Source organism: Formosa sp. A9, from assembly GCF_051200825.1.
In the GTDB taxonomy this organism is placed as follows: Bacteria; Bacteroidota; Bacteroidia; order Flavobacteriales; family Flavobacteriaceae; genus Formosa.
This window is the reverse complement of the sequence record NZ_CP195158.1, coordinates 1,587,536-1,610,611: the sequence shown is the minus strand read 5'-3', so window position 1 is coordinate 1,610,611 and position 23,076 is coordinate 1,587,536. Positions and strand designations below refer to the sequence as shown.

General features: G+C 36.0%; 22 protein-coding genes and 1 other RNA gene. 15 read left to right on the top strand and 8 right to left on the bottom strand.

Features of this window, described 5'->3' with window-relative positions; translation table 11 throughout:
• Position 1: 1 nt before the first annotated feature.
• From ACR9EA_RS07290 to ACR9EA_RS07275, 4 genes are all read right to left on the bottom strand, one after another.
• Positions 2-2,254 (bottom strand): TonB-dependent receptor domain-containing protein, encoded by a 2,253-nt coding sequence (locus tag ACR9EA_RS07290; protein ID WP_435139195.1) that lies wholly within the window; start codon positions 2,252-2,254, stop codon positions 2-4.
• 88 nt (positions 2,255-2,342) lie between these two features.
• Positions 2,343-2,765, bottom strand: a complete 423-nt coding sequence (locus tag ACR9EA_RS07285) for an HYC_CC_PP family protein (protein WP_435139193.1) — start codon at positions 2,763-2,765, stop codon at positions 2,343-2,345.
• A gap of 219 nt (positions 2,766-2,984) precedes the next feature.
• A complete protein-coding gene (locus ACR9EA_RS07280; RefSeq protein ID WP_435139191.1) occupies positions 2,985-3,611 on the bottom strand; it encodes a hypothetical protein in 627 nt (208 codons plus the stop codon).
• A gap of 126 nt (positions 3,612-3,737) precedes the next feature.
• Positions 3,738-4,304, bottom strand: a complete 567-nt coding sequence (locus ACR9EA_RS07275; RefSeq protein ID WP_435139189.1) for a cysteine hydrolase family protein — start codon at positions 4,302-4,304, stop codon at positions 3,738-3,740.
• A gap of 388 nt (positions 4,305-4,692) precedes the next feature.
• On the opposite strand from ACR9EA_RS07275, the gene ACR9EA_RS07270 reads away from it, so the two are divergent.
• The 8 genes from ACR9EA_RS07270 to ACR9EA_RS07235 all read left to right on the top strand — a co-directional run bounded on the left by ACR9EA_RS07270 (position 4,693) and on the right by ACR9EA_RS07235 (position 13,747).
• A complete protein-coding gene (locus ACR9EA_RS07270) occupies positions 4,693-5,472 on the top strand; it encodes a peroxiredoxin-like family protein (RefSeq protein WP_435139187.1) in 780 nt (259 codons plus the stop codon).
• 81 nt (positions 5,473-5,553) lie between these two features.
• Complete coding sequence (locus ACR9EA_RS07265) at positions 5,554-6,117, top strand: TetR/AcrR family transcriptional regulator (RefSeq protein WP_435139185.1); 564 nt, start codon at positions 5,554-5,556, stop codon at positions 6,115-6,117.
• 62 nt (positions 6,118-6,179) lie between these two features.
• Positions 6,180-6,737: a carboxymuconolactone decarboxylase family protein gene (locus tag ACR9EA_RS07260; protein WP_435139183.1), complete on the top strand. Its 558-nt coding sequence runs from the start codon at positions 6,180-6,182 to the stop codon at positions 6,735-6,737.
• 136 nt (positions 6,738-6,873) lie between these two features.
• A complete protein-coding gene (locus tag ACR9EA_RS07255) occupies positions 6,874-7,290 on the top strand; it encodes a gamma-glutamylcyclotransferase family protein (RefSeq protein WP_435139181.1) in 417 nt (138 codons plus the stop codon).
• 84 nt (positions 7,291-7,374) lie between these two features.
• Complete coding sequence (locus tag ACR9EA_RS07250) at positions 7,375-9,060, top strand: pseudouridine synthase (protein ID WP_435139179.1); 1,686 nt, start codon at positions 7,375-7,377, stop codon at positions 9,058-9,060.
• Positions 9,061-9,185: 125 nt separating this feature from the next.
• Positions 9,186-10,403: a glycoside hydrolase family 88 protein gene (locus ACR9EA_RS07245; protein ID WP_435139177.1), complete on the top strand. Its 1,218-nt coding sequence runs from the start codon at positions 9,186-9,188 to the stop codon at positions 10,401-10,403.
• A 17-nt stretch (positions 10,404-10,420) separates the two neighbouring features.
• On the top strand, positions 10,421-11,728 hold the full coding sequence (locus ACR9EA_RS07240; protein ID WP_435139175.1) for a BNR repeat-containing protein: 1,308 nt from the start codon (positions 10,421-10,423) through the stop codon (positions 11,726-11,728).
• 12 nt (positions 11,729-11,740) lie between these two features.
• The gene (locus tag ACR9EA_RS07235; RefSeq protein WP_435139173.1) at positions 11,741-13,747 is read left to right on the top strand and encodes a DUF2264 domain-containing protein; all 2,007 of its coding nucleotides are present in this window, start codon (positions 11,741-11,743) and stop codon (positions 13,745-13,747) included.
• A 54-nt stretch (positions 13,748-13,801) separates the two neighbouring features.
• Here the strand turns inward: ACR9EA_RS07235 and ACR9EA_RS07230 are convergent, their stop codons facing one another.
• Both ACR9EA_RS07230 and ffs read right to left on the bottom strand, forming a co-directional pair.
• Entirely contained in the window at positions 13,802-14,938 is a 1,137-nt protein-coding gene (locus tag ACR9EA_RS07230; RefSeq protein WP_435139171.1) for an acyltransferase family protein, read from the bottom strand.
• A 319-nt stretch (positions 14,939-15,257) separates the two neighbouring features.
• Positions 15,258-15,356, bottom strand: an RNA gene (ffs, locus tag ACR9EA_RS07225) — signal recognition particle sRNA small type.
• An 87-nt stretch (positions 15,357-15,443) separates the two neighbouring features.
• Between ffs and ACR9EA_RS07220 the strand changes: the two genes are divergently transcribed.
• The 3 genes from ACR9EA_RS07220 to ACR9EA_RS07210 all read left to right on the top strand — a co-directional run bounded on the left by ACR9EA_RS07220 (position 15,444) and on the right by ACR9EA_RS07210 (position 18,524).
• Positions 15,444-16,481, top strand: a complete 1,038-nt coding sequence (locus ACR9EA_RS07220) for a glutaminyl-peptide cyclotransferase (protein WP_435139169.1) — start codon at positions 15,444-15,446, stop codon at positions 16,479-16,481.
• Between the two features lie 3 nt (positions 16,482-16,484).
• Positions 16,485-16,880, top strand: a complete 396-nt coding sequence (locus tag ACR9EA_RS07215; protein WP_435139167.1) for an acyl-CoA thioesterase — start codon at positions 16,485-16,487, stop codon at positions 16,878-16,880.
• Between the two features lie 84 nt (positions 16,881-16,964).
• Complete coding sequence (locus ACR9EA_RS07210; RefSeq protein WP_435139165.1) at positions 16,965-18,524, top strand: hypothetical protein; 1,560 nt, start codon at positions 16,965-16,967, stop codon at positions 18,522-18,524.
• Positions 18,525-18,527: 3 nt separating this feature from the next.
• Here ACR9EA_RS07210 and ACR9EA_RS07205 read toward each other — a convergent pair whose 3' ends face one another.
• Together ACR9EA_RS07205 and ACR9EA_RS07200 are read right to left on the bottom strand one after the other, a co-directional pair.
• Positions 18,528-19,223: an ATP-binding protein gene (locus ACR9EA_RS07205; protein WP_435139164.1), complete on the bottom strand. Its 696-nt coding sequence runs from the start codon at positions 19,221-19,223 to the stop codon at positions 18,528-18,530.
• 4 nt (positions 19,224-19,227) lie between these two features.
• A complete protein-coding gene (locus tag ACR9EA_RS07200; RefSeq protein ID WP_435139162.1) occupies positions 19,228-20,712 on the bottom strand; it encodes a S41 family peptidase in 1,485 nt (494 codons plus the stop codon).
• Between the two features lie 128 nt (positions 20,713-20,840).
• On the opposite strand from ACR9EA_RS07200, the gene ACR9EA_RS07195 reads away from it, so the two are divergent.
• The 4 genes from ACR9EA_RS07195 to ACR9EA_RS07180 all read left to right on the top strand — a co-directional run bounded on the left by ACR9EA_RS07195 (position 20,841) and on the right by ACR9EA_RS07180 (position 23,055).
• Complete coding sequence (locus ACR9EA_RS07195; protein ID WP_435139160.1) at positions 20,841-21,350, top strand: RNA polymerase sigma factor; 510 nt, start codon at positions 20,841-20,843, stop codon at positions 21,348-21,350.
• Complete coding sequence (locus ACR9EA_RS07190; RefSeq protein ID WP_435139158.1) at positions 21,337-21,828, top strand: hypothetical protein; 492 nt, start codon at positions 21,337-21,339, stop codon at positions 21,826-21,828. The genes ACR9EA_RS07195 and ACR9EA_RS07190 overlap by 14 nt, the downstream gene beginning before the upstream one ends.
• A 2-nt stretch (positions 21,829-21,830) precedes the next feature.
• Positions 21,831-22,424, top strand: a complete 594-nt coding sequence (locus ACR9EA_RS07185) for a DUF4252 domain-containing protein (protein WP_435139156.1) — start codon at positions 21,831-21,833, stop codon at positions 22,422-22,424.
• Between the two features lie 73 nt (positions 22,425-22,497).
• Complete coding sequence (locus tag ACR9EA_RS07180) at positions 22,498-23,055, top strand: DUF4252 domain-containing protein (RefSeq protein WP_435139154.1); 558 nt, start codon at positions 22,498-22,500, stop codon at positions 23,053-23,055.
• The last annotated feature ends 21 nt before the right edge of the window (positions 23,056-23,076 follow it).

The window sequence follows — 23,076 nt, the reverse complement described above, 5'->3', positions numbered from 1 at the left end:
TTTAGTGTTGATGTAATTTATACCGTAATCCAGCGTAATAGGTACTTCCAAATATAGGCCCATACACAAAAGTGGTATCAAAATACGCTCCAAACGGATCGTCGGCTGCTAATATAGGATTTTCTAAGCGCACATTTGTTATATTTTCTCCACCAACGTATACTTCGAAATGTTCTGAAAACACTTTGGTAATTTGTGCATTAAGAGTGCCTATTGTAGGCGTATACTCTGGCAATTGGTATGCTGCTGGATTACTGACGGTAGACGATAAACGTTGTTCGCCTTGCCAGTTATACGTCGTATCGAACTTCCATTGTCCGCCTTTAGCTGTATGAGGCGTTTCATAAGCTATATTAGTGAAAAATCGATGCTTAGACGTTAAGGGCTTCAATAGTTTACCTGTGCTATATTGCGTTTTTACATCGTAAAATTTATAGGCCAGACGCCAATCGACACCTTTTAAAATATTATAATTTAATTCGGCTTGAAAACTATTAGCGTAGCTACTCCCCTCTAAGTTGTAAAACTGAACTTTTGATGGGTCTTCCCAATCTACAACTACCTGATTTTCAAAATTCGTTCTGAAGGCATCCAAGGTAAGGTCGGCTTCACTACCAAAAAGCGTAAACCCTTGCATAAACGAGAGTCCGTAATTCCATGCTATTTCTGGATCCAGACCATAGATTTTTCCGTTGGCATTAGTAATAGCAATGCTTCTAGAGCTAGCAAACATCATCTGGTTTTCTGCAAAAATATTGGCACTGCGTTTACCGCGGCCTACAGAAGCTTTTACAGATGCCTTTGCCCAAGGGATGTACCGTACATTTAAACGCGGCGTAACAAACAACCCGAGTAAATTACTTTGGTCTACACGCAAGCCTGCCGTAACATTTAAATTATTCAGGTTATCGTAATGATACTCAAAAAAGGCACCTATACTATTCTCGTCTCTTTCGTACTGTTGGGCATTATTATACAGACCAACGGTTTCATCGTAATGATCATGGGAAAAATTAATTCCTGTTTTAAAATTATTTAAGGTATTCCCTAATATAGAACTATAAATAGCGCGGGCATACACACTATTCTGATTGATATTATATACGGTTTGACCAAAATAGGAGTCTTGATGATGCGTGCTATAGTTAATTTGCGCATCGATGCTCTGATAGCTTAACTCTGGATTGGCATAACTGAATTTCCCCGATACATCCAATCGGCGTGTATCTATTTCGCTACCCCAATAGCGGATGGTAAACTTATCGGTATCCGGATTAAAATCGGTCTGACCAGTTTGTTTATCATCATCTAAAACGCGGATATTAAGAAAGCTAACTATACCTTTATCCAAATCGACATACTGCCAACGGTTCATTACATTGATTTGTTTAGACAAGGGCATGTCTAAAAAGGTATCGTCATTTTTATCAAAGGCACGATCTCTTAAATTCCCATGCACCAACACACCTGTAAATAATTTATCTGATAGTTTTGTATTGAAATGGGTATTGAGTTCTAGACGTCCATTACTGGCGCCATAAGCATTTACAAAGAGTTTACTATCTTCTACTGGCTTTTGAAGCTTGGCATTGATTTCGCCAGAAATACTTTCGAAACCATTCATAACACTACCTGCACCTTTGGTGATTTGGATACTCTCTACCCAAGTACCCGGTATAAAACTTAAGCCATAGGTTTGTGCAGCGCCTCTAATAGACGGCACACTTTCTATAGCAGTTAAAATATAAGGGCTAGACAGTCCTAGCATTTTAATTTGGCGCGTACCGGTTAGGGCATCGGCAAAATTAACATCGATAGACGGATTGGTCTCGAAGCTTTCGCACAAATTACAACAGGCTGCTTTAAGTAGCTCATCGCTATTCATGATAATTACTTGCCGCACGTTAGAATAGGATATGCTTGTCGATTTTTTTCTGGATGTGAGTTCTACAGCATCTAAACTCGTGCTTGGCTTCAACTGATGTGAAACCTTAGCCGCCGAGGTAATGGTTAGGGTATCGGTTGTAAACCCAACATAACTGATTACTAATTGTTTATAAGCGCTATTGTAAGGCAACTCGAATTGACCGTCTATATCGGTTACGGTGCCTATTGCGGTATTAAGCCAATACACATTGGCTCCTGCTAAAGGTAACGGGTTGGTATCGTGCGCTTCGAGTACCTCGCCCTTTAGAGTGTCTTGGGCCAAACCTAAAAACGGCAACAGGCACAAGACAAAGAATAAGTGTTTCATCACTATGTTATTTTTTAAGTTAATAGAATATATAAGCCTCCAACACATATACCATGCGCCAGTTAGCAAAACACTAAAAACTTAAAAATCAAATGAGGAATACCTGATGTAACACCTGCCTGTCGACATTAAAACTAGGTGCTGTGTATAAAACTTCGGTAATTTGTTTATCTGTAACATCTTCAAACAAATTAAGATGTACATAAACAAAAGCAGTGAAAAAGATTTTTTGCACCTTACTTAAATCGTAGTCTAAGTGATCCTGAATCATATCCTGCCCATTGTACACATCAACCTTATCAATACAACACTTTACGGTTTCTGTGGTATTATGGCACGATTCAAAACGTAACTCATCTACACAGCCCTCGTCTTCCTGAAAAGCGAACACAGAAACATCCATTAAATTGTCGTGACAATAATGCTTTTGTATAGCAAATGATGCTGTTGTAATAAACAGCAAACAGGCTAAATTAATGCTTAGTACTTTATGTAAGATTTGCTTAAACACCTTACAAAGGTATTAAAAATGATAAAACACGATACTTAAGTATAAAAAATTTAACGTATAAAAATCTTTATTCTTCATTCTTCATAAGTGTATAAAACTTAAAATCTATCTACCGACAGGCAAGATTAAACAAAAAAATATCGAGAGCTTTTAACCCTCGATATTTAAACTTCAAACATTTTAGTGAGCTACTACCAGCATAATCAAAAAACAATCTTCTTAATTAGATCTTGTTGCAAGATTTAAAGCTTCAAAAGTATCAGACTTAATCCCTATAAGTCCGTATTTGGTTTCGCCTTGCTTTATAATCTGACCATGAATTTTGTATTCTTCTAATTCGGTTTTGAATTTCTTATTGGCCGTACTAGCTGCAATCATATTACCACCGGCTATTCCTGGCCCTAAAATAAGACCAATAGGAAAACTACTAGTTTCTTCCTGTAAACCATTAGAGTTGGTATCGGTAGTATATAAATTAATAGGTGTTAATAATAAATATAACAAATAAATAGCTGGATTTTGTTTTATTGTCGAAAACACTTTATCATTATCCATGACCATTACCGTACTACCATTTTCGTAAATTAAAACAGCATCCTTACCGAACTTGATATCTTTTTTGGAGTTGTTTGTAATTTTAACAGCTACTACTTTTACACCTTTTTTTACTTCTTTTTTTTCGTAGCGCTTATACAATACATCATATTTATATTCTAGTTTTATACTATCTTTCTCTGTAGCAGAAACATAATTTATTGTTTTGGGCGCTATAGTTTTATATCCCGAAGCACAGTTATTCAAGGTTAATAAAGCAATACAGAACAAAGTAATTTTAATAATTCTCATAGATTTGGTTTAATATTTAGTTTTAGTTATTTAGAAATATATGTGCAATAGCTATTTTACAGGCATTTTCGTGACTTGTCTTACCTAATTAATAGCACAAACTATAGTAACACTAAGTAGTTTTATTTACAAAAATTCCAAAAGCTCAGCGGATGTACATACCGTTGCAAATTCTTCATTTAAATTGGCTAGAGCTGTTAAGTGAATGAGTTCGGCATCGTAACTTTCGCCATTAATACCTAAACGGTTAAAGGCTGCTGTAGCATCTGAAACAACATACGTTTTAAACCCAAAATTTCCGGCCATACGTGCTGTAGTAGATACACAATGGTTGGTGGTTAATCCTACAATTACCAACGTGTTAATTTTTAAAGTATCCAACTGAGCTTTTAGATTGGTACCAATAAAAGCACTATTGACTTGTTTTGTAATGATAGGTTCGTTAGGTAATGGCGTTACAACATCGTTAAAGGCAAATCCTGGATTAGATTTATGAAGTTTAGAAGTTGTGACGCTAGAACTATGTTGTATATGAAATACAGGCAAATTTAAAGCTCTCCAGGTATCTAATAGAATTCCGCAAACTTGCTCCGCCTGTTTGTTATTTCTGCTTCCACCCCAATAGTTTTCGTCTAAAAATCCTTTTTGAACATCTATTAGAAGCAAAGCAGGTTGGTTATGTCGTAGTTTCAATGATAGGTTAGTTTAATTCGTTTGAAGCTGATTGTAAGCAATATAGCAGTACAGTAAAACACATAAAGCTATTGAGCCTATTTACATTCAATTGGTTTTGGCAAATATCGAATAATTATTGAAACTTTAATGCTGTTTCTAATACTTTTGAAAGCAGAGCAACACCATTATTTTTTACTTTAAATTTTAAAAAATAATTCAATGCTCCACATATAAACTGTAATATTTAATTTTTGAAAACGCATCTGTAACTGCATTTCTTTTAAAAACAATCATTTGCCTATCAGCCATTAACTAAAATAGTTATAAAATCATAAAACATGTTAAAGTTACAATTTATTTCTAACCGATTGTTTAGTTTTGAATATATTTAATCACTTATATATTTATGAAAGCACTACACATTTTAACTTTATGTCTAGCATTACCAGTATTACACTCGTGTAATAACACCAAAAAAGAACAAAAAACGATGACGCCAGAACAACCAATTACAGAACATGCAATGCCGAAGCCTGAGCCAACACAAACTGAAGCTTTAGAAGAACGCAAAAGCAATTTCAACAAAAAAGCCGACGATAACATTAAAAAAACATATCGAGAAGGTCTTGATGCTGTGGCTACAAGTGGCGTGTTAGAGCATGCCAAAAACGTGGGCGATACAGCTCCTAATTTCACTTTAAAAAATGCCTTAGGGAAAGACGTTACATTACAGGATTATTTACAACAAGGCCCAGTAGTTTTAGTGTGGTACAGAGGCGGCTGGTGCCCATATTGCAATATAAATTTACACTATTTACAAGAAGAACTTCCTAACTTTAAGGCAGAAGGTGCTAATCTTTTAGCTTTAACACCAGAATTACCAGACCAGTCTTTAAAAACCAGCGAAAAAAACGAATTGGATTTTGAAGTACTTAGCGATGTAGGAAATAACGTGGCAAGAACTTACGGTGTCGTTTACAAATTAACCGACGATGTAGCCCAAAAATATAACGAAAAATTCGATTTAAATGCCCATAACGGCGATGCTTCGAACGAGCTGCCTTTAGCTGCAACATATATAATTAATACAGATGGCACCATTGCGTACGCATTTATAGATGCCGACTACAGAAACCGTGCAGAACCTAAAGATCTTACAGCATTCTTAAAAAATATGAAAAAGTAATTTATCAATAAAATAAAGTCGTAAAAGTACATATACTTTTGGCCACAGCTTTTAGTATATTTGTAACCCTTACAGTTAAACATGCCCAGAACTAAAAACTATAACGAACAAGAAGTAATCGAAAAAGCCATGAATTTATTTTGGCGAAATGGATTCGAAACTACTTCTATGCACATGTTAGAACAAGAAATGGGCATCAATAAATTCTCTATTTATGCGAGTTTTGGTAACAAACAAGGGGTGTTTTTAGAAAGTTTAAGATGTTATAAACAAAAGTTAGATGTCTTAATACACCGCATGGAACAAAGCGATCTAGGCATAGCAAGTATTAAAAATTACTTTTACGACTTTATTGATTTTTCAAAAGATTTCGAGTTTGGCAAAGGATGTTTAATCTCGAATACGGCCAACGAATTAGGCTCAGATATCGACGCCCAACTGAAAACAACTTTAACGCAATACACCCAAAGTGTGCGGAATGTATTTAAGAATATTTTGCAACAAGATTCTTCAAAAAGTACAGCACTTATTAACCAAGAGGCCGATTACCTTATTATCGCAATGTTTGGTTTATCTTCGGCCACTAAATCATTTACAACTCAACAACTACATCACTATATAGAAAACATTTTTAAAGGGCTATAATATTTTTTATCTTATTTCTAACCGATTGTTTAGATATAAACAATCCATTAAATTTATAAATTATGAACACCACAAAACACAGTACTGGATTTACAGTACACAACACAGAAACGGCTCCAGAAGGAAGCAAACAGTTACTTGAAAAGTCTAAAAAAGCTTATGGATATGTCCCTAACTTACATGGCGTTTTGGCCGAAGCCCCTGGCTTATTAGAAGCATATCAAAACTTACATGAACTCTTCGCAAATTCGTCGTTTAACCCTAACGAACTCACTGTAGTTTGGCAAACCATAAATGTAGAGCACAACTGCCATTACTGCGTACCTGCACATACCGCTATTGCCAAAAGTATGCAGATAGATGACGATATAATAAATGCTTTAAAAAATAACACTGAACTTCCCGACAACAAGCTAGAAGTTTTAAGAAACACCACCTTATCTATAGTAAGAAACCGAGGCAACATACCACAAAACGAAATAGAGGCTTTTTACGACGCTGGTTTTACCAAAAGGCAATTACTTGACATCGTATTAGGATTGGCTCAAAAAACCATTAGTAATTACACCAACTCTATTGCCGAAACACCTTTAGATGAAGGATTCAAAAAATTTGTTTAATCCATCAATATATTTCCCTAAATGTAATCTTATTGACTGTTACATTTAGGGAATTATAATATCTTGCAGAGTATGTATTGATGCTTAAAAAATTACAAGTCAAATTCCTTTTAAAGGAAATTAAGCTCAACCACTTATGAAAGATAACAAACAAAATACATCGAAATATTTATTCGTGTATGGCACCCTCATGCAACAATCTAAACACGAAATGGCTCTATTTTTAAATGCCCATTCTAAGTTTATAGATCACGGGTATTGCCACGCCAAACTTTTTGAAGTCGATGGTTACCCTGGCGCTGTTTTGAGCGCTAACAAAAAACATCGTGTTTATGGTCAGATTTACGAACTCGATAATACAGAAACCGTCTTTAAAGTACTCGATATTTATGAAGGTATAAACCCTTTGTTACCAGAACCATTTTTATATAAACGTGAGCTTATACCAGTGTTTACATCCGAGAATACTGCAGTAATCTCTTGGATGTATCTATACAATTTACCCACCACCAATTTACAGTATATTCCTTCTGGAAAATACAGGCTTCCTTAACATTTTTTAAAACATCCTATAAGGTCTTTCTCTTTTCGTGCTTGTATATTTTGTTTCTTTGCACAGCCGATATAATACTGCCTTATGTTTACCTTTACGGATACACAAATACACCCATTACATACAAATTCTAAAAACGATTTACCCACAGCGTTTACCTTTCCGTTTTATTACACACCGCATCCGCTTTGTTTAACTGCGGCAAAAGATTTACAAAACTATCTAGAAAATCAATCCGATTTTACTCATAATTTTGGTTTAGACGACACACAGAACGGATTGGTTATTGGTAAAATGTTTGGTATTATGGTGGTTAAAAACCAATTAAACCAACTGTTTTACATTGCTGCGTTTTCAGGTAAATTGGCAGACAGCAACCATTTAAAAGGCTTTGTGCCTCCTGTGTACGACACCTTAAACACAGCTGGATTTTATAAAAAGGGTGAAGCTCAATTAAATCAGCTCAATCATACCATAAGCGAGCTAGAAACAGCACCCAATTATATATCTACATTACACGAATTAAAAGAGATTACCGATACTTCCGATAAAGAAATACAAGCGCTAAAAACCTTAATAAAAACCAAAAAGCAACAGCGAAAACTACAACGCGAAAACGCACAATTAACGCTTAACGCTGATGATTTTTCAGCTTACAGCGAAAGTTTAAACCAAAAAAGCATAGCCTATCAAATTCAATTAAAACAATTAAAATTGTATTGGGCAAATGCACTACAAAACGCCCAGCACAAGGTTAATGCTTTAAAAGCTCCCATTCTCCGTTTAAAAAAACAACGCGCCAAGCAATCGGCAAACTTACAAAAGCAATTGCACGAGCACTATCGCTTTTTAAATGCCCGTGGCGAAGAAAAGGATTTACTAGATATTTTTAAAACTACAACTGCAGGTGTACCGCCAGCTGCCGCTGGAGAATGTGCAGCGCCTAAATTGTTTCAGTTTGCTTACCAAAACCAATTACACCCTGTAACGATGGCTGAATTTTGGTGGGGAGCTTCGCCAAAATCCGAAGTGCGTAAACACCAACAATTCTACCCGTCTTGTCGCAGTAAATGCGAACCCATTTTAGGACACATGATGCAAGGATTAACCGTAGAACCAAACCCCATTACAAACAGCATTAGCGAAAATAAGGCATTAAATATTGTATTTGAAGACGAGCATTTGCTTCTTGTAAACAAGCCTCACGAGTTTTTATCTGTACCTGGAAAAACCCAAAATACATCTCTTTTAAGTCAATTAAAACAATATTTACCTAATGCAAAAGGGCCATTATTGGTTCATCGTCTAGACATGTCGACTTCTGGTTTATTACTAGTCGCCAAAACCGAACGCATACACAAGCAGCTTCAAAAACAGTTTATAGAACGTAGCGTTCAAAAAAGGTATGTAGCACTTTTAGATGGCATTTTAAAAACAACTGAAGGCCTTATAGATTTACCGCTACGTGTCGATTTGGATAACAGACCGCAACAATTGGTTTGTTACGATTATGGTAAACCTGCCAAAACCAAGTATCGCGTGATTGACATAGCAAATGGTCGCACTCGGGTTTACTTCTACCCCATTTCTGGACGCACACACCAACTACGTGTACATGCAGCTCATATTAACGGACTCAATACACCTATTGTAGGAGACGACCTTTATGGCAAACATGCAAACCGTTTACATTTACATGCCGAACGCATCAGTTTTGTTCACCCCGCAACTAAAGAACAACTTACCATGCAATGCGATGCTCCTTTTTAGGGGATAAATGATGTAATAAGGGTAATCGCCCTAAACTCAAGCATCTCGATTGTATTGTTTTAGTAACCCGTAAAAATCATCTATTTTTGTGTAGAAAGCAAACTGAAAAAACAATAATAAGCTATATGTACAAAACAACTCTTTTAATACTCTGCGTTAGTATCACCTTTCAATTTACAAGCTGTAAAACAGACCATAAATCGAACACTAAAAAGGAGGCACCGACTTGGGCTGACAGAAGTTTACAAAACGCAGCCGATCACTATCGCTTGTTATCTGAATCAGTTCCTGAAAATGAATTTCCAACTACCTTTAGCCACGATACCTTAAGAACAAGCGATTCGGGTTGGTGGTGCAGCGGGTTTTATCCAGGCACCTTGATCTATTTATTTGAAGGCACATCGGACTCCTTATTTCTAAAAACAGCTGAAAAAAAATTAACAGAACTCGAAAAGGAACAATACAATACCACGACACACGATTTAGGTTTCATGATGTTTTGTAGTTTTGGCAATGCCTATCAGCTTACCAAAAATTCTACTTATGCTCAAGTAATAAACCAAGCCTCGCAATCTATAAGTTCCCGATATCATCCTACAACACAAACCATCCGATCTTGGGATCCTGCGCCATGGAACGATAAGTGGCAATATCCTGTAATTATAGACAACATGATGAATTTAGAAATGCTGCTTTGGGCTGGCAAGCATTTTAACAACCCCGAATTCACACAAATAGCTTTAAGCCATGCCAATACCACATTAAAACAACATTTTAGACCAGATTACAGCAGCTATCATGTAGTATCATATGATACTATCAGTGGAAAAGTAGAAATGAAAAATACCGATCAAGGGTTTGCCGACACTTCTGCTTGGGCACGTGGGCAAGCTTGGGGACTTTACGGTTACACGACCATGTATCGCTATACCAAAAACACCGAATACTTAAAACATGCTTTGGGCATAGCCGATTTTATTGTGAATCACCCCAATCTTCCTGAAGATAAAATTCCGTATTGGGATTTTGATGCTCCCGATATTCCTTCGGCCAAGAGAGACGCTTCGGCTGCGGCCATTATAGCTTCTGCCCTTTTAGAACTCCAACAATACGCTCCAAAAAATGAAGCAGACATCTATTTTAGCACGGCAGAACAAATGCTAAAAAGTCTTTCATCTCCCAAATATTTTGCCAATCAAGGAGAACTAGGCGGATTTATTATAAAACATTGTGTTGGCAATATGCCCGATAATACCGAAGTAGATGTGCCGCTATCGTATGCCGATTATTATTATGTTGAAGCCTTATTAAGGTATTTAAATAAAGTAAAACCGCTTCAATAATATCTGAATATTCCACCATGTTAAAATCGTACCTCACTTATATATTTATTGCTGTATTAGCAACTTCCTGCCACAGAACCTCATTTCAAAATCCACCTAAAACCACCATTTCTCAAGTTGGTCATGGCTGGGCTAAAAATTCAATAAATACCGTTATTTTCAGAAAAAATGCTTTAGTTACTCACGGTAACTATCAATACACTGCTTATTACAATAAAACAGGACAAGTCGTGTTGGGCAAACGCCTCTTGCATAGTACCAATTGGGAAACCCATACCACACCATACACCGCCAACACTAAAGATGCTCACAATTCCATTAGTATTATGGTAGATGGTGATGGGTTTTTACACCTTGCATGGGGAAACCACAATACACCGCTTAATTACACCAAAAGTATAGCACCTTTCTCCTTACAAATGGACGATGCTATGGCTATGATAGGCCGTAACGAGCAGCACGTTAGTTACCCCGAATTTTATGCCTTACAAGATGGCAATCTTTTATTTTTTTACAGAGATGGTGGCTCTGGCAATGGTAATTTGGTTATAAATCGCTACAACACACAAACGCAGACTTGGCAACGTGTTCAAGATAATTTAATTGATGGGGAGAGCCTTCGGAATGCATACTGGCAAGCGTATGTAGACCCTCAAGACCAAATACATGTTTCTTGGGTTTGGCGTGAAACTCCCGACGTTGCTAGCAATCACGATTTGGCTTATGCCTGCTCTAAGGATGGTGGCAAAACTTGGCAGAAATCGACTGGCAAAACCTATCAACTTCCTATTACAGAAAGTAGTGCTGAAATCATTCAGCACATTCCGCAACATAGCGAACTTATTAATCAAACTTCTATGACAACCGACCAAAATGGCAACCCTTATATTGTAAGTTATTGGAGAGATACCGTAAGTAAGGTGCCACAATTTCGTGTGGTTTACAAGCAGAACAATTGGACAACTACAAACCTTAAGTTTAGAAAAACCTCTTTTAGTCTTAGTGGTTTAGGTACCAAAGCCATTCCTATTTCCAGACCACAAATTGTGGTGAACAAAACCAATCAGGTATTTGTAATTTTTAGAGATGAAGAACGTGCAAATAAAGTTTCGGTAGCTTATAATACTATTCCTATAAAAAGCCCTTGGCAAATTACAGATCTTACTCACGACGACTATGGGGCTTGGGAACCTACCTTAGATTCAGAACTATGGAAAACACAAAACATACTAAGTCTCTTTCTTCAAAAAACATATCAAATTGATAGTGAAGGGCTTTCTGAAATAGATAGTAGTATGGTGCACGTTTTAGATTGGAAATTATAAAAGCAAAACACAATGAAAAACCTAAGTATAACGTTCATCTTAATTCTGTTTGCCTGTCTGTGTTTAACTGCTCAAACACAATCTGACAAAGATTCTGTTTTTCATGTAGAACAGCCCGATTTGGTAAAAAGTCCTTATACGGGAATGACAAAAACACATTGGAAAGCTGCTGCCTTATACCTATTAGAAGGTGCTTTTACTTATATAGATACTTATACCGATGCCATGAAATTCCCTAAACTTCCTGGCAAAAGTTATCCGCAAAACCAAGACCAAATCCCTACCGAAAAATTAGAAGGTTTATGTAGAACCTTATTTGTGGCGGCACCACTATTAAAAGACGAACCCGATTTAATAATTAACAATATTGAAGTTGCCCGATATTACAGACATCAAATTTTAAATTTACTAAACCCAGATAGTGATGCTTATATTCCACCGCGCACTCCAGACCAAGGGCCTACTCAAATTTTGGTGGAGTTTGGCGCTTTGGCTATTTCGTTATTTATAGCACCCGAAGCCATTTGGGAACCGCTCTCTCAACAAGAAAAAGACAACATAGCTCGCACCATGCTCAGTTATGGTAATGGGCCAACCGTGCCTTCTAACTGGCGCTTTTTTAACATTTTTATTTTAAGTTTCTTTAAAGATCAAGGATTCGCTATAAACGACAATCTGTTACAATCGTATTTAGACTTATCGTTAAAACAATATCGTGCCGATGGTTGGTATAACGATGCACCGGCCTACGATTACTACAGCATGTGGGCTTTTCAACTATACGGCATATTATGGTCCGAGTTTTATGGCAACAAATATTTGCCAGAAACCGCCAAAGCCTTTACGAACAATTTTGCCGATATGGCCGATAATTACCCCTATTTATTTTCTGAAAATGGTGAAATGATCATGTACGGGCGCAGCATAAGCTACCGCTTTGCCTCTATAAGTCCACTGCCCTTTTTGGGAACCTTAAAACATAAAGATATTAATTATGGATGGATGCGCAGAATAGCATCGGGAGTATTGCTTCAATTTTTATCTCAGCCCGATTTTTTGGAAGATGGCGTACCAACCTTAGGCTTTTATGGCCATTTTGAACCCGCTGTTCAAAATTATAGTTGTCGCGGTAGTGTATATTGGATGGGAAAAGCATTTTTAGGCCTCTTAATTCCCGACGATAATCCGTTTTGGAATGCGACAGAAAACAATGGCCCTTGGGAGCATCAATTCGAAAAAAATCGCGTTTACAACACATTTCAAGAACAATCAAATCTGCTAATTACAGATTACCCCAATAGCGGAGCATCAGAACTACGTGCTTGGTGCCACGAAAAAGTAGCCGACGATTGGCAGAAATTCCGTTCGTCTGAAAACTATAATAAACTAGCTTACAACAGTGCTTTTCCTTGGCAAGCCGATGGCAATTCTGGAGAGGTCTCTATGAATTACGCTTTCAAAAACCAAAACAACACCTGGGAAGTTTTTAGGTTATACGACTTTAAAGCGTTTAAAAACGGTATCTACTACAGAAATGCCGTACTAGAGACCGATGAAAACGTAAAAATGCAATTAGCAGACATTCCTTTGGCAAACGGTATTTTACGAATAGATATTAATAACAGTAAAACTCCAATACCAATGCGGTTAGGCCACTATGCCTTACCACGTTTAAACCAAGACATTGTTTATACGCTAAAACGAATAGATGGACACGATATTGCCATTATAGATAACGGTGTTTACCAACTCGCTATGGTAAACTTAAAAGGCTGGGAAGATATTGAATATATTGAAACCGAAGGATTACACCCTACAGCAAATACAAGTGGTCTTTTAAATGTTAGCGCAAATTATCTGCCCGAACGCAACACCGTATTTTCTACATTGTTACTCTGGAAAGCCTCAGGCGAAACTTGGAGTAACGAAGAATTAATGCCTATTAAACAATGGGTTGAAAACAAAGATGAAATAACAGTAATAATGAAAAACGGAGATATTAAAACAATATCTTTTTAACTTAAAGATTAAACGAAAAAATTCTTCATAAACTAAATTTAGAACTATTTCGTGTTACTTTTTATTTAATAAATATTTGTTTTTCAACCATGTCCTAATTGGAATGTCGTACAGTTTCATAACAAAAACTGCCAATAAAACAGAGATAACGAAAGTTAATACAGCGAATGGCCAACTATCTTTTAAAGTGTAATTATTATTTGAAACCCAGGCCATATAAATGTAAACCACAGGAAAATGGGTAATATAAATAGGATAAGAAATATCGCCTAAAAACTTACAAATTTGCGCCACTTTACCTTTAACTTGCCCGCTAGCTCCCAACAAAACAATAGAAGGAAAAACTATCATTAAACAAAAACATTCATATAACCCATTTATCCAATAGTTCTCGTAACCACCCAACCTAGGGATAGACAAGAAAAAAATTAAAAGAAAGGACGTATATAAAAAAGAATTTTTTATTTGTTTCAATTTTACTGTTCTCGCTAGCAGAATTCCTGCTAAAAAAGGAAATGACAAACGAATAAACCCAATTTTTAACTGAACCGGATCATCAATTGCCCAGCCTCCAATTATATCTCCATGAATATTGGTTAAAGCGTAATGTAAAGTAAATCCGGCTGCCACCAATACTAACACTAGCATAATTTTATTAGAAAGCTTCCGTAAAATAAATGCATAAGAAATATTGGCAATTTCTTCAAAAAAAAGCGTCCATGCTGGTCCATTTAATGGAAACATTTCATTCCATCCCCTTACATCAAGACCTTTTCCCACAGGTATAAGAAAACAACCAAGAAGTGTAACTAACAACACTTTCCAAGAAGGAATATCCGAAATTCTACCCCATCCCAAAATTTCAGAATCCTGGAAATAAAACAACAATGCTCCTAAAATAGATCCAAAAATCAACATGGGCTGTAAGCGGATAATTCTACGTTTAAAAAAATGCCCAAGAGACATTATATCCCACCTATCATCGTAAGCATAACTTATTACATAACCTGAAAGAATAAAGAAAAAATCTACAGCCAAATAACCATGATTAATTAACTGTTTTGTATGGTCTCCTCCTGAGTGAATTTCTAATACATGAAAAAGGACAACAATAATTGCGGCTATACCTCGCAAACCATCCAAAATTTTATAATGTGGCTTTGTTTTTAATTCAATACTTCTATTTGTCATAACCTTTACTATAGTAAACTAACTAATTACTTTCTGAACAAAATTAATCGCATTTAAACAATTTTTATAAATATATTTTTGCGTTTTATGATTTTATATTTCCATTTTAGTCACAAATACACGAATATTCTTTATAAAAACCATGTTAAATATTCGTGCATTCGTAGCGCAAGAACATTTATAGAAACTGAAAGTCTTACACTAAAAGTGCATAGTTTTAACTAACGACTAAGACCAATGAAATGTATTTTAAACTGTGTAAGAGAGAAGCCAAACACCTTAAATGAAAAAGAATTTTCGTGAAACTTTAAGGCATAAAAAAAGGCAAGCTACCTACATCACACCGCTACGACCATTTACCTTTGCTGCGTTCCCGCCCTGGAGGATTCAACAGGAGCTGGTTGTGTAGGACTTGCCGCTGCAAAGATACACCCTTTTTATTTTTTCGCAATGATTTTTTAAACTGATTTTAAATAAATAACTTGCTTAAAATTTTAATTTCAGAATGAAAACAAACAACACACTCACTATCATATTATTAAGCTTGATGCTATGGTCTTGCGGAAGTAGCACTGGCGAAAAAAAAAGTGATTTTTTATTAAAAACCAATGCCCCTGGTAACGGAATTTCGCTTCATGAGACCCTAAATCTGACGATAAAAAATCCGAAAAACCTTCCAATAGATTCTGTATCGTATTATTTAAACGATCAAAGAATTACCGAAACCACAAATTTGAATCAGCATAAATTAGGAAAACACACCCTAAAAGCCAAAGTACACACCAATGGCGAAACCCAATCGGTAACCCAACCCTTGCTCATTTTAAACGACCAGCACCCTACGGTATATAGTTTCGATTTGCTTAACGAATATCCCCACGATATTACATCGTACACACAAGGACTCGAATTTTACAACGATACTTTATACGAAAGCACCGGCCAATACAAAGAATCTAAACTGAGAAAAGTAGATTACGAAACTGGCGAAGTCTTAAAAAACATTAATCTGGCCAACGAATATTTTGGAGAAGGATTAACCATTTTAAATGAGAACTTATATCAATTAACATGGCAAAAAGGAACCGGTTTTGTATATAACATAAACACTCTCGAAAAAACATCGAGCTTTAAGTACAATAACAGTAAAGAAGGTTGGGGACTTTGTAACGACGGCAACGTGATTTACAAAAGTGATGGAACCGAAAAAATCTGGATTTTAGACCCCAATACACTTGAAGAAAAAGAATACATACAAGTATACACCAACAAAGGTAAGATTGGGCGTGTAAACGAACTGGAATGGATTAACGGAAAAATATATGCCAACATTTATCAAAAAGACGGTGTTGCTATTATTAACCCTAAAAATGGTGCTGTAGAAGGTGTAATAGATTTTACGCCACTAAAAAAGAAAGTAACCCAGCACCAAGGTTTAGATGTACTTAATGGTATGGCCTTTAACCCTAAAACCAACACGCTTTTTGTAACAGGAAAACGTTGGGATAAATTGTTTGAGGTAACAGTTAAGCCGAAACAATAATCTATGACATCACATCAGCTAAAAGTTACCGTAACACCAGAAGACTTAGACGATCTTAACCATGTAAACAATGTGCGTTATGTACAATGGATTCAGGATGTCGCTAAGGCGCATTGGCAAAATGCGGCTACTGCAACTATGCAGGAATTGTACATTTGGGTGGTTATAGAGCATCATATTTTTTATAAAGCTGAAGCGCTTTTAGGCGACGAGCTCCTATTAAAAACCTATATAAAAAAAGCAGTTGGCGTAAAATCTATTCGTGTTGTAGATATTTATAATACAAACACTAACAAACTTTTACTCACTGCCGAAACCCATTGGTGCCTTATACATACGCAAACCAAACGCCCAACAAGAATACCAGAAGACGTAAAAGCCATTTTTCAAAACAAATAGCCATAACTTTAAACATTTAATCGGTCTGTATCGTACAAAAATTATATTTTTACCACTAAACCTAAACTAGGCACTTTTCTTTTTATGAAACGCATCATCTACTTTACATCTTGTTTAATTTTTTTATTGCTTTGGAGCTCGTGCCGTAAAGATTTCGACTTCGCACCAAGTACGGGTCAGCTTACTTTTTCCAAAGACACTGTGTATTTAGATACCGTTTTTACCAATATTGGTTCTAGTACCTATAATTTAAAAGTATACAACAATAGCAATAAAGATATTGTTATTCCTACTTTACAATTAGCGCGTGGCGAAGCTTCTGGATACCGTTTAAATGTTGATGGTTTATCAGGAAAATCATTTCAAAATGTCGAGCTTTTAGCCAAAGACAGCATGTATGTTTTTATTGAAACGACCATAGATTACAACAACTTTGCCAATCCTGAAGGCACGTATTTATACACCGATAAAATAGAATTTGATGCTGGCTCTAACCAGCAAACCATAGAATTGGTAACACTGGTTAAAGATGCCACATTCATTTACCCAAGCAAAGGCGACGATGGTTTAATTGAAACCTTAACTATAAATGTTAATGGCAAAACGATAGAAACCGACATACAAGGCCGCTATTTAACCGAAAACGAATTAACCTTTACCAACAACAAACCCTATGTTATTTATGGCTACGCAGCGGTACCCAATAACCAAACCTTAACCATTAATGCAGGTGCACGCTTACATTTTCATGCGAATTCAGGTTTATTTGTCAGCGAGGGTGCGTCTTTACAGGTTAATGGCGCTTATAGTAATAACCGCGAAACTTTAGACAACGAAGTTATTTTTGAAGGCGACCGTTTAGAACCCGATTTTTCGGATATTCCAGGGCAATGGGGCACCATTTGGTTATTTAACGACAGTAAAAACAACCAATTTAATTACACAACCATAAAAAACGCTACCATTGGTATTTTAAGCGAAGGCAACCCTAACGACAACAAACTTCAATTAAACAACACACAAATATATAACAGTAGTAACTTTGGCGTTTTTGGAAGAAATACGTCTATAACCGCTACTAATATGGTAATAAACAATAGCGGACAATCCTCTTTTGCGGCTACATTGGGCGGCAAGTACAACGTTACACACAGCACGATTGCCAACTATTGGAATACAAGCTTTAGACAATACCCAGCCTTGCTCATTAATAATTTTGAGTTAGATGAAGAAAACACAGCCTATTTAGCCGACTTAGTCGAAGCTAATTTTAACAACTGTATCATTTTTGGCAACGATAACCCAGAATTTATTGTAGATGAAATTGAAGACGAAGCGGTAAGCTTCAATTTTAAATTCACGAATTGTTTAGCCCGCTTTCAAAAAACATCATCGAATACATTTGATGGACCAAACTACAATTTTGATGATGCCACACATTATGAAAACATGATTTTTAACGACACTCCAGACTTTAAAAATGCAGATCAAAACGCATTGATAACAGGTGAAAATTCGGCTGCAATAGATCAAGGTAATTCTACATTTGCCAATCAAGTTCCTTTAGATATTCTTCAGGTAAATCGTACTACAACACCAGATTTAGGCGCTTATCAGCATACAAGTTTCGACACCGAAGATTAATAATTATTGGGCTAACAAATCACAATACCAAAACCCCACAGCTTCAGCATTTTTACTAGGGGCAGGATATTCGCGGTAAGTTGTCTCGCCAATTTCAAAAGCTATACGTTCTTTAAATAGTGGTCCGCTAAAGCAAAAGGTATGAAATTCGCCATTTTCGCCACAAGGGTCTACCCCTTCTGGCAAGTTATCTATTACATTTTGGTCTAGCACGGTACCCACAAAATCGGCATTAAAATATTTGGCATTAGCACACACCACAATCGCTTTAAACCCTAGTTCTAAGAACATTTTCATGAGCTCCTTGGTATTGCGTTTCCAAAGTGGAAATACGCCAGTAATGCCCACTTCCATCAATTGCATTTCGCGATAAAATTTTAAATCTTCCAAAAAAATATCGCCAAAAGCAGCATGGGTATAGCCTTCAGTTTTAAGTTGGGTAGTCACCGTAGTCATAATCGCATTATAATCGTCCATGTCTGGCGATTCCGGCAATTCAATATATTGAACAGGTAAACCTAAAGCAGCTACCTGACGTTTTAGTAAATCTACTCGCAAACCATGCATAGACACCCGCTGGTAATGCGAATTGACTGTCGTAACTAATTTAGTGACCTTAAAACTGCTGTCCTGCAATAATTCGTATAGGGCTAACGCCGAATCTTTACCGGTGCTCCAATTAAAATATGTAGTATGCATACGTTTAGTTTATGTACATGGCATTTGGCAAAGGTTGTAAGGCTTTACTGTTACTTAAATACTGGTAGCTGGTATTTAAATGCTTGTGTACTCCTGTTCTGTTTGTTCCTAAAATAGCCGCTAAGGCTTCTTGTAATAAGGGTTCGTTAACATCGCCCAATACTCCCAAATTTCCATACTGTTCTTTAATAAAAATTTGAGGAGTTAAGCCTTCGAAATAATCGGTTACATCATTAACATTTAACGATTTAAAAATTAAAGGCTGCATGGCATACGTGTGTGTTGGGTTTACCCCGTCTTTACTAAAATCTGGCGAATCGTACAAGGTACGAGAAGCTTGATACTTACCAACTGTAACATCGCCAATTTGAATAACTTCAATGTAAGGTTTCAATCCGTTAATTATTAATTCGCTTGCCGAGGCCGTACTCGCCGAAGTAATAACGTAAACCCGATTTAGTTGCAAATGATTAATAGTTTCTTGAAACACAGTGGAATTATTGGAATTTCTTTTAATCATTTCATCTACAAATGGATTTAATAAAGCGTCTGGATTTTGACTTTCAAAATACGATTGCCAATAGCTATTCCATTGTTCTTTAACAAAAACCTCGCCTGTAAATTGCCCCGTAATCATGGAAGCCAACCAGGTTGCGGTTTGTACAGAACCTCCTGGATTATACCTTAAATCTAGTACCAAATCGTTAATGGCTTCAGATTTAAATTGTCCAAAAACAGCGTTTAATTGCGAGTCGAACGCATCGGTACCTGTAAATCCATTATACATTAAATACCCTATTTTTTGTCCAGATTGCTCGATGGTTTTGTGTAAATAAATAGGATTCTCGGTATAATTAGATTTTATAAGTTCGATGTCTGTATCGGTTTCTGAAATAAAATCATCGCTAGTTTCGGGCGTACCATTGTCGTTATAAGTAGCAAGACCAATGGTATAATTATCGCCTTGCATTAGCCCAATATTAGTATCGGAAGCTGAATTGTAATACAAATCAACACCATCTACCCTATTAAAAATATCTCCGCGTTTAATTCCTTTGGCTTCGGCCTCGGTATTAGGCAGTACATAACGCACATAACCAAATACAGTATTACTTTGCGAAAATTTGACCAATCCGTATTCCATACCATGGCTTACAGATTGCCCGCTAAACTGTTGCTCTAATGCAATGTAATCATCGGTTATCCAACTAAAACGGTCTTCTGTCGTTCTGTTATATAATAAATTGTAAAACAAATCTTCTGGCGCAGAAAAGCCAGACAAATAATTGTTGTAATCTGTTTGGTTACCAAATCGGGTATCGGCCAAATCGGGAACTTGGTCTTTATACAAGTAAAAGGCATTCAATCCTTTCCAAACAAAATCGTTAATATCTTGCGAAACTACAGGATAATCATCTTGATCTTTAAAGCAAGATGTTACCAACAACACTAAGCAATTAACTAAAAGTAGGTGTTTTAATCGGGGCATAATCTCCATTTATAAATCGCTAAATTTACTGGAAATTTACATGTATGAAAAATGTTTTGTAACAAAAAAACAAATGAGTCGTCGTAATATCAAATACGCCAAATAAGCGAACAACCAATAAAAGACCAATGAATCAGTCGGAATTTTTAAACATTGTAATGCCCTTTAAAGATAAGGTATACCGTCTTGCTAAACGGTTACTAATCTCTAACGAGGAGGCAGAAGATGCGACCCAAGAAATTTTGATTAAACTATGGAACAACAAAAAAAGTATTGCAACTTATAAAAATGTAGAAGCCTTTTCGATGACCATGACCAAAAATTTGTGTTACGACAAATTAAAATCGAAACAAGCGCAAAACTTAAAAATTGTACATAGTAATTACGAAGACCACCAAACCAGTTTACAAAAACAGGTTGAAACCGAAGATAGTTTAAACTGGGTTGGCAAAATAATTGAAACTTTACCAGAACAACAACGTATGGTTATTCAATTAAGAGATATCGAGCAATACGATTTAGATGAAATTGCTAAAATGCTAAATATGAAGAACACGGCTGTACGTGTAGCCTTATCTAGAGCCAGAAAAACAATTAGAGAACAATTAACTAATACACATAATTATGGTATTAAATAATATAGAAAAGCTTATAGAAAAATACGAAAACGGAGAAACTTCTTTAAAAGAAGAAGCGTATTTAAAAACGTATTTTCAACAGGAAGACATCCCGCCACATTTGGAAATTTACAAACACATGTTTGGTTATTTTAAAGCCAATCAACAAGAGCAGTTTACAAAAGACATTCCATTACAAGCCAAGAAAAAAACACAAATATACTCGTGGTTATCTGTCGCTGCTGTAGCTGTACTTATGCTAGGGTTTTATTTAAGGTCTACCCAAACCTTAACAACCCAAAACGATTTAGGAACCTACGACGATCCCGAATTGGCATATAACGAAGTGGTAAAATCTTTAGAGCTTATTTCTAAATCCTTAAACAAAGGCGCTTCAACCATGGGCTACCTAAAAACGTACAACACAGGGGTTTCAACTGTAAATTATATCGACGAATTAGAACAATCTTCAAACTTAATCTTTAAAAACAATAAATAATCATGAAAACAACAATAAATTTTAACGCAAAAACAATGACAAAAAAATTCATTTTAATGGCCATAGCCTTGGTACTATTACCAGCCAGTATGATGGCACAAAGCATTTTCGAAAAATATAGCGAAAATCCAAACGTTACTTATGTAAATATTAAGCCAAAAATGTTTCAGATGCTAGCTAAATTAGATATTAGCACAGACGATCCAGAATCTCAAGCTTACTTAAATATGGTAAACAGTATTACCAGTTTTAAAACCATAATTACAGACGATAAAGCTATTGCTACCGATATTGCTTCTTGGATGAAATCTAAAAAAGGAGGTCTAGAAGAACTAATGGAAGTAAAAGACGATGGTAAAGAAATGAAGTTTTATGTAAAAGAAGGCCGAGACGCAGACCATGTAAAAGAACTCTTAATATTTGTAAACGGCATAGGCGAGTTAACCAAAGAAGCCGATATAGAAATTAACGGTAAAAAACGAGAAATAGAAACCGTAATCGCGCTCTTAACAGGCGATATTAACTTAAACGAAATCTCTAAACTTACCAGTAAAATGAACATTCCTGGTGGCGAGCACTTAGACAAGAAAAAATAATTCGCTTATCGCATAAAAAATCAATCCAAGGCTTATTAATAGTAAGTCTTGGATATTAAAATACTACAAACTCATGAAAGCATTACACTACCTTATTGCAACCTGTTGTGTTGCCTTTAGTTTAATAAGCTGCAAATCGGAGCCTACATTACAAACCTATTTTGTAGACCACCAAGAAACACAAAACTTTACAACTGTAGATTTACCCGTTTCGATGCTTGGTTTAGACGAAACCAAATTAAACGACGAACAACAACAAGCCATAAAATCTATTAAACACCTTAACTTTTTAGGTTATAAAAAAGATGATACGCAAACCGAATCTTATAATGAAGAACTAAGCAAGGTAAAAGACATTCTTAACAACACCAGTTACAACGACCTTATGGACGTTAACAGCCATGGCGGTAAAATAACCTTAAAATATTTAGGAGACGACGAAAATGCCATAGACGAACTAATCGTGTTTGGCAGCTCTAACGAACTCGGGTTTGGTGTGTTACGGGTTTTAGGAGACGATATGAAACCGCAACAAATTATACAATTAGCTAAAGCGCTAGAAGATGGCGATTTCGATGAATCGCAAGTTAAAAACGTCTTTAACTTCTTTAAAAAGGATGCTGTAGAGTAAATATAAAAACATACTTGCATT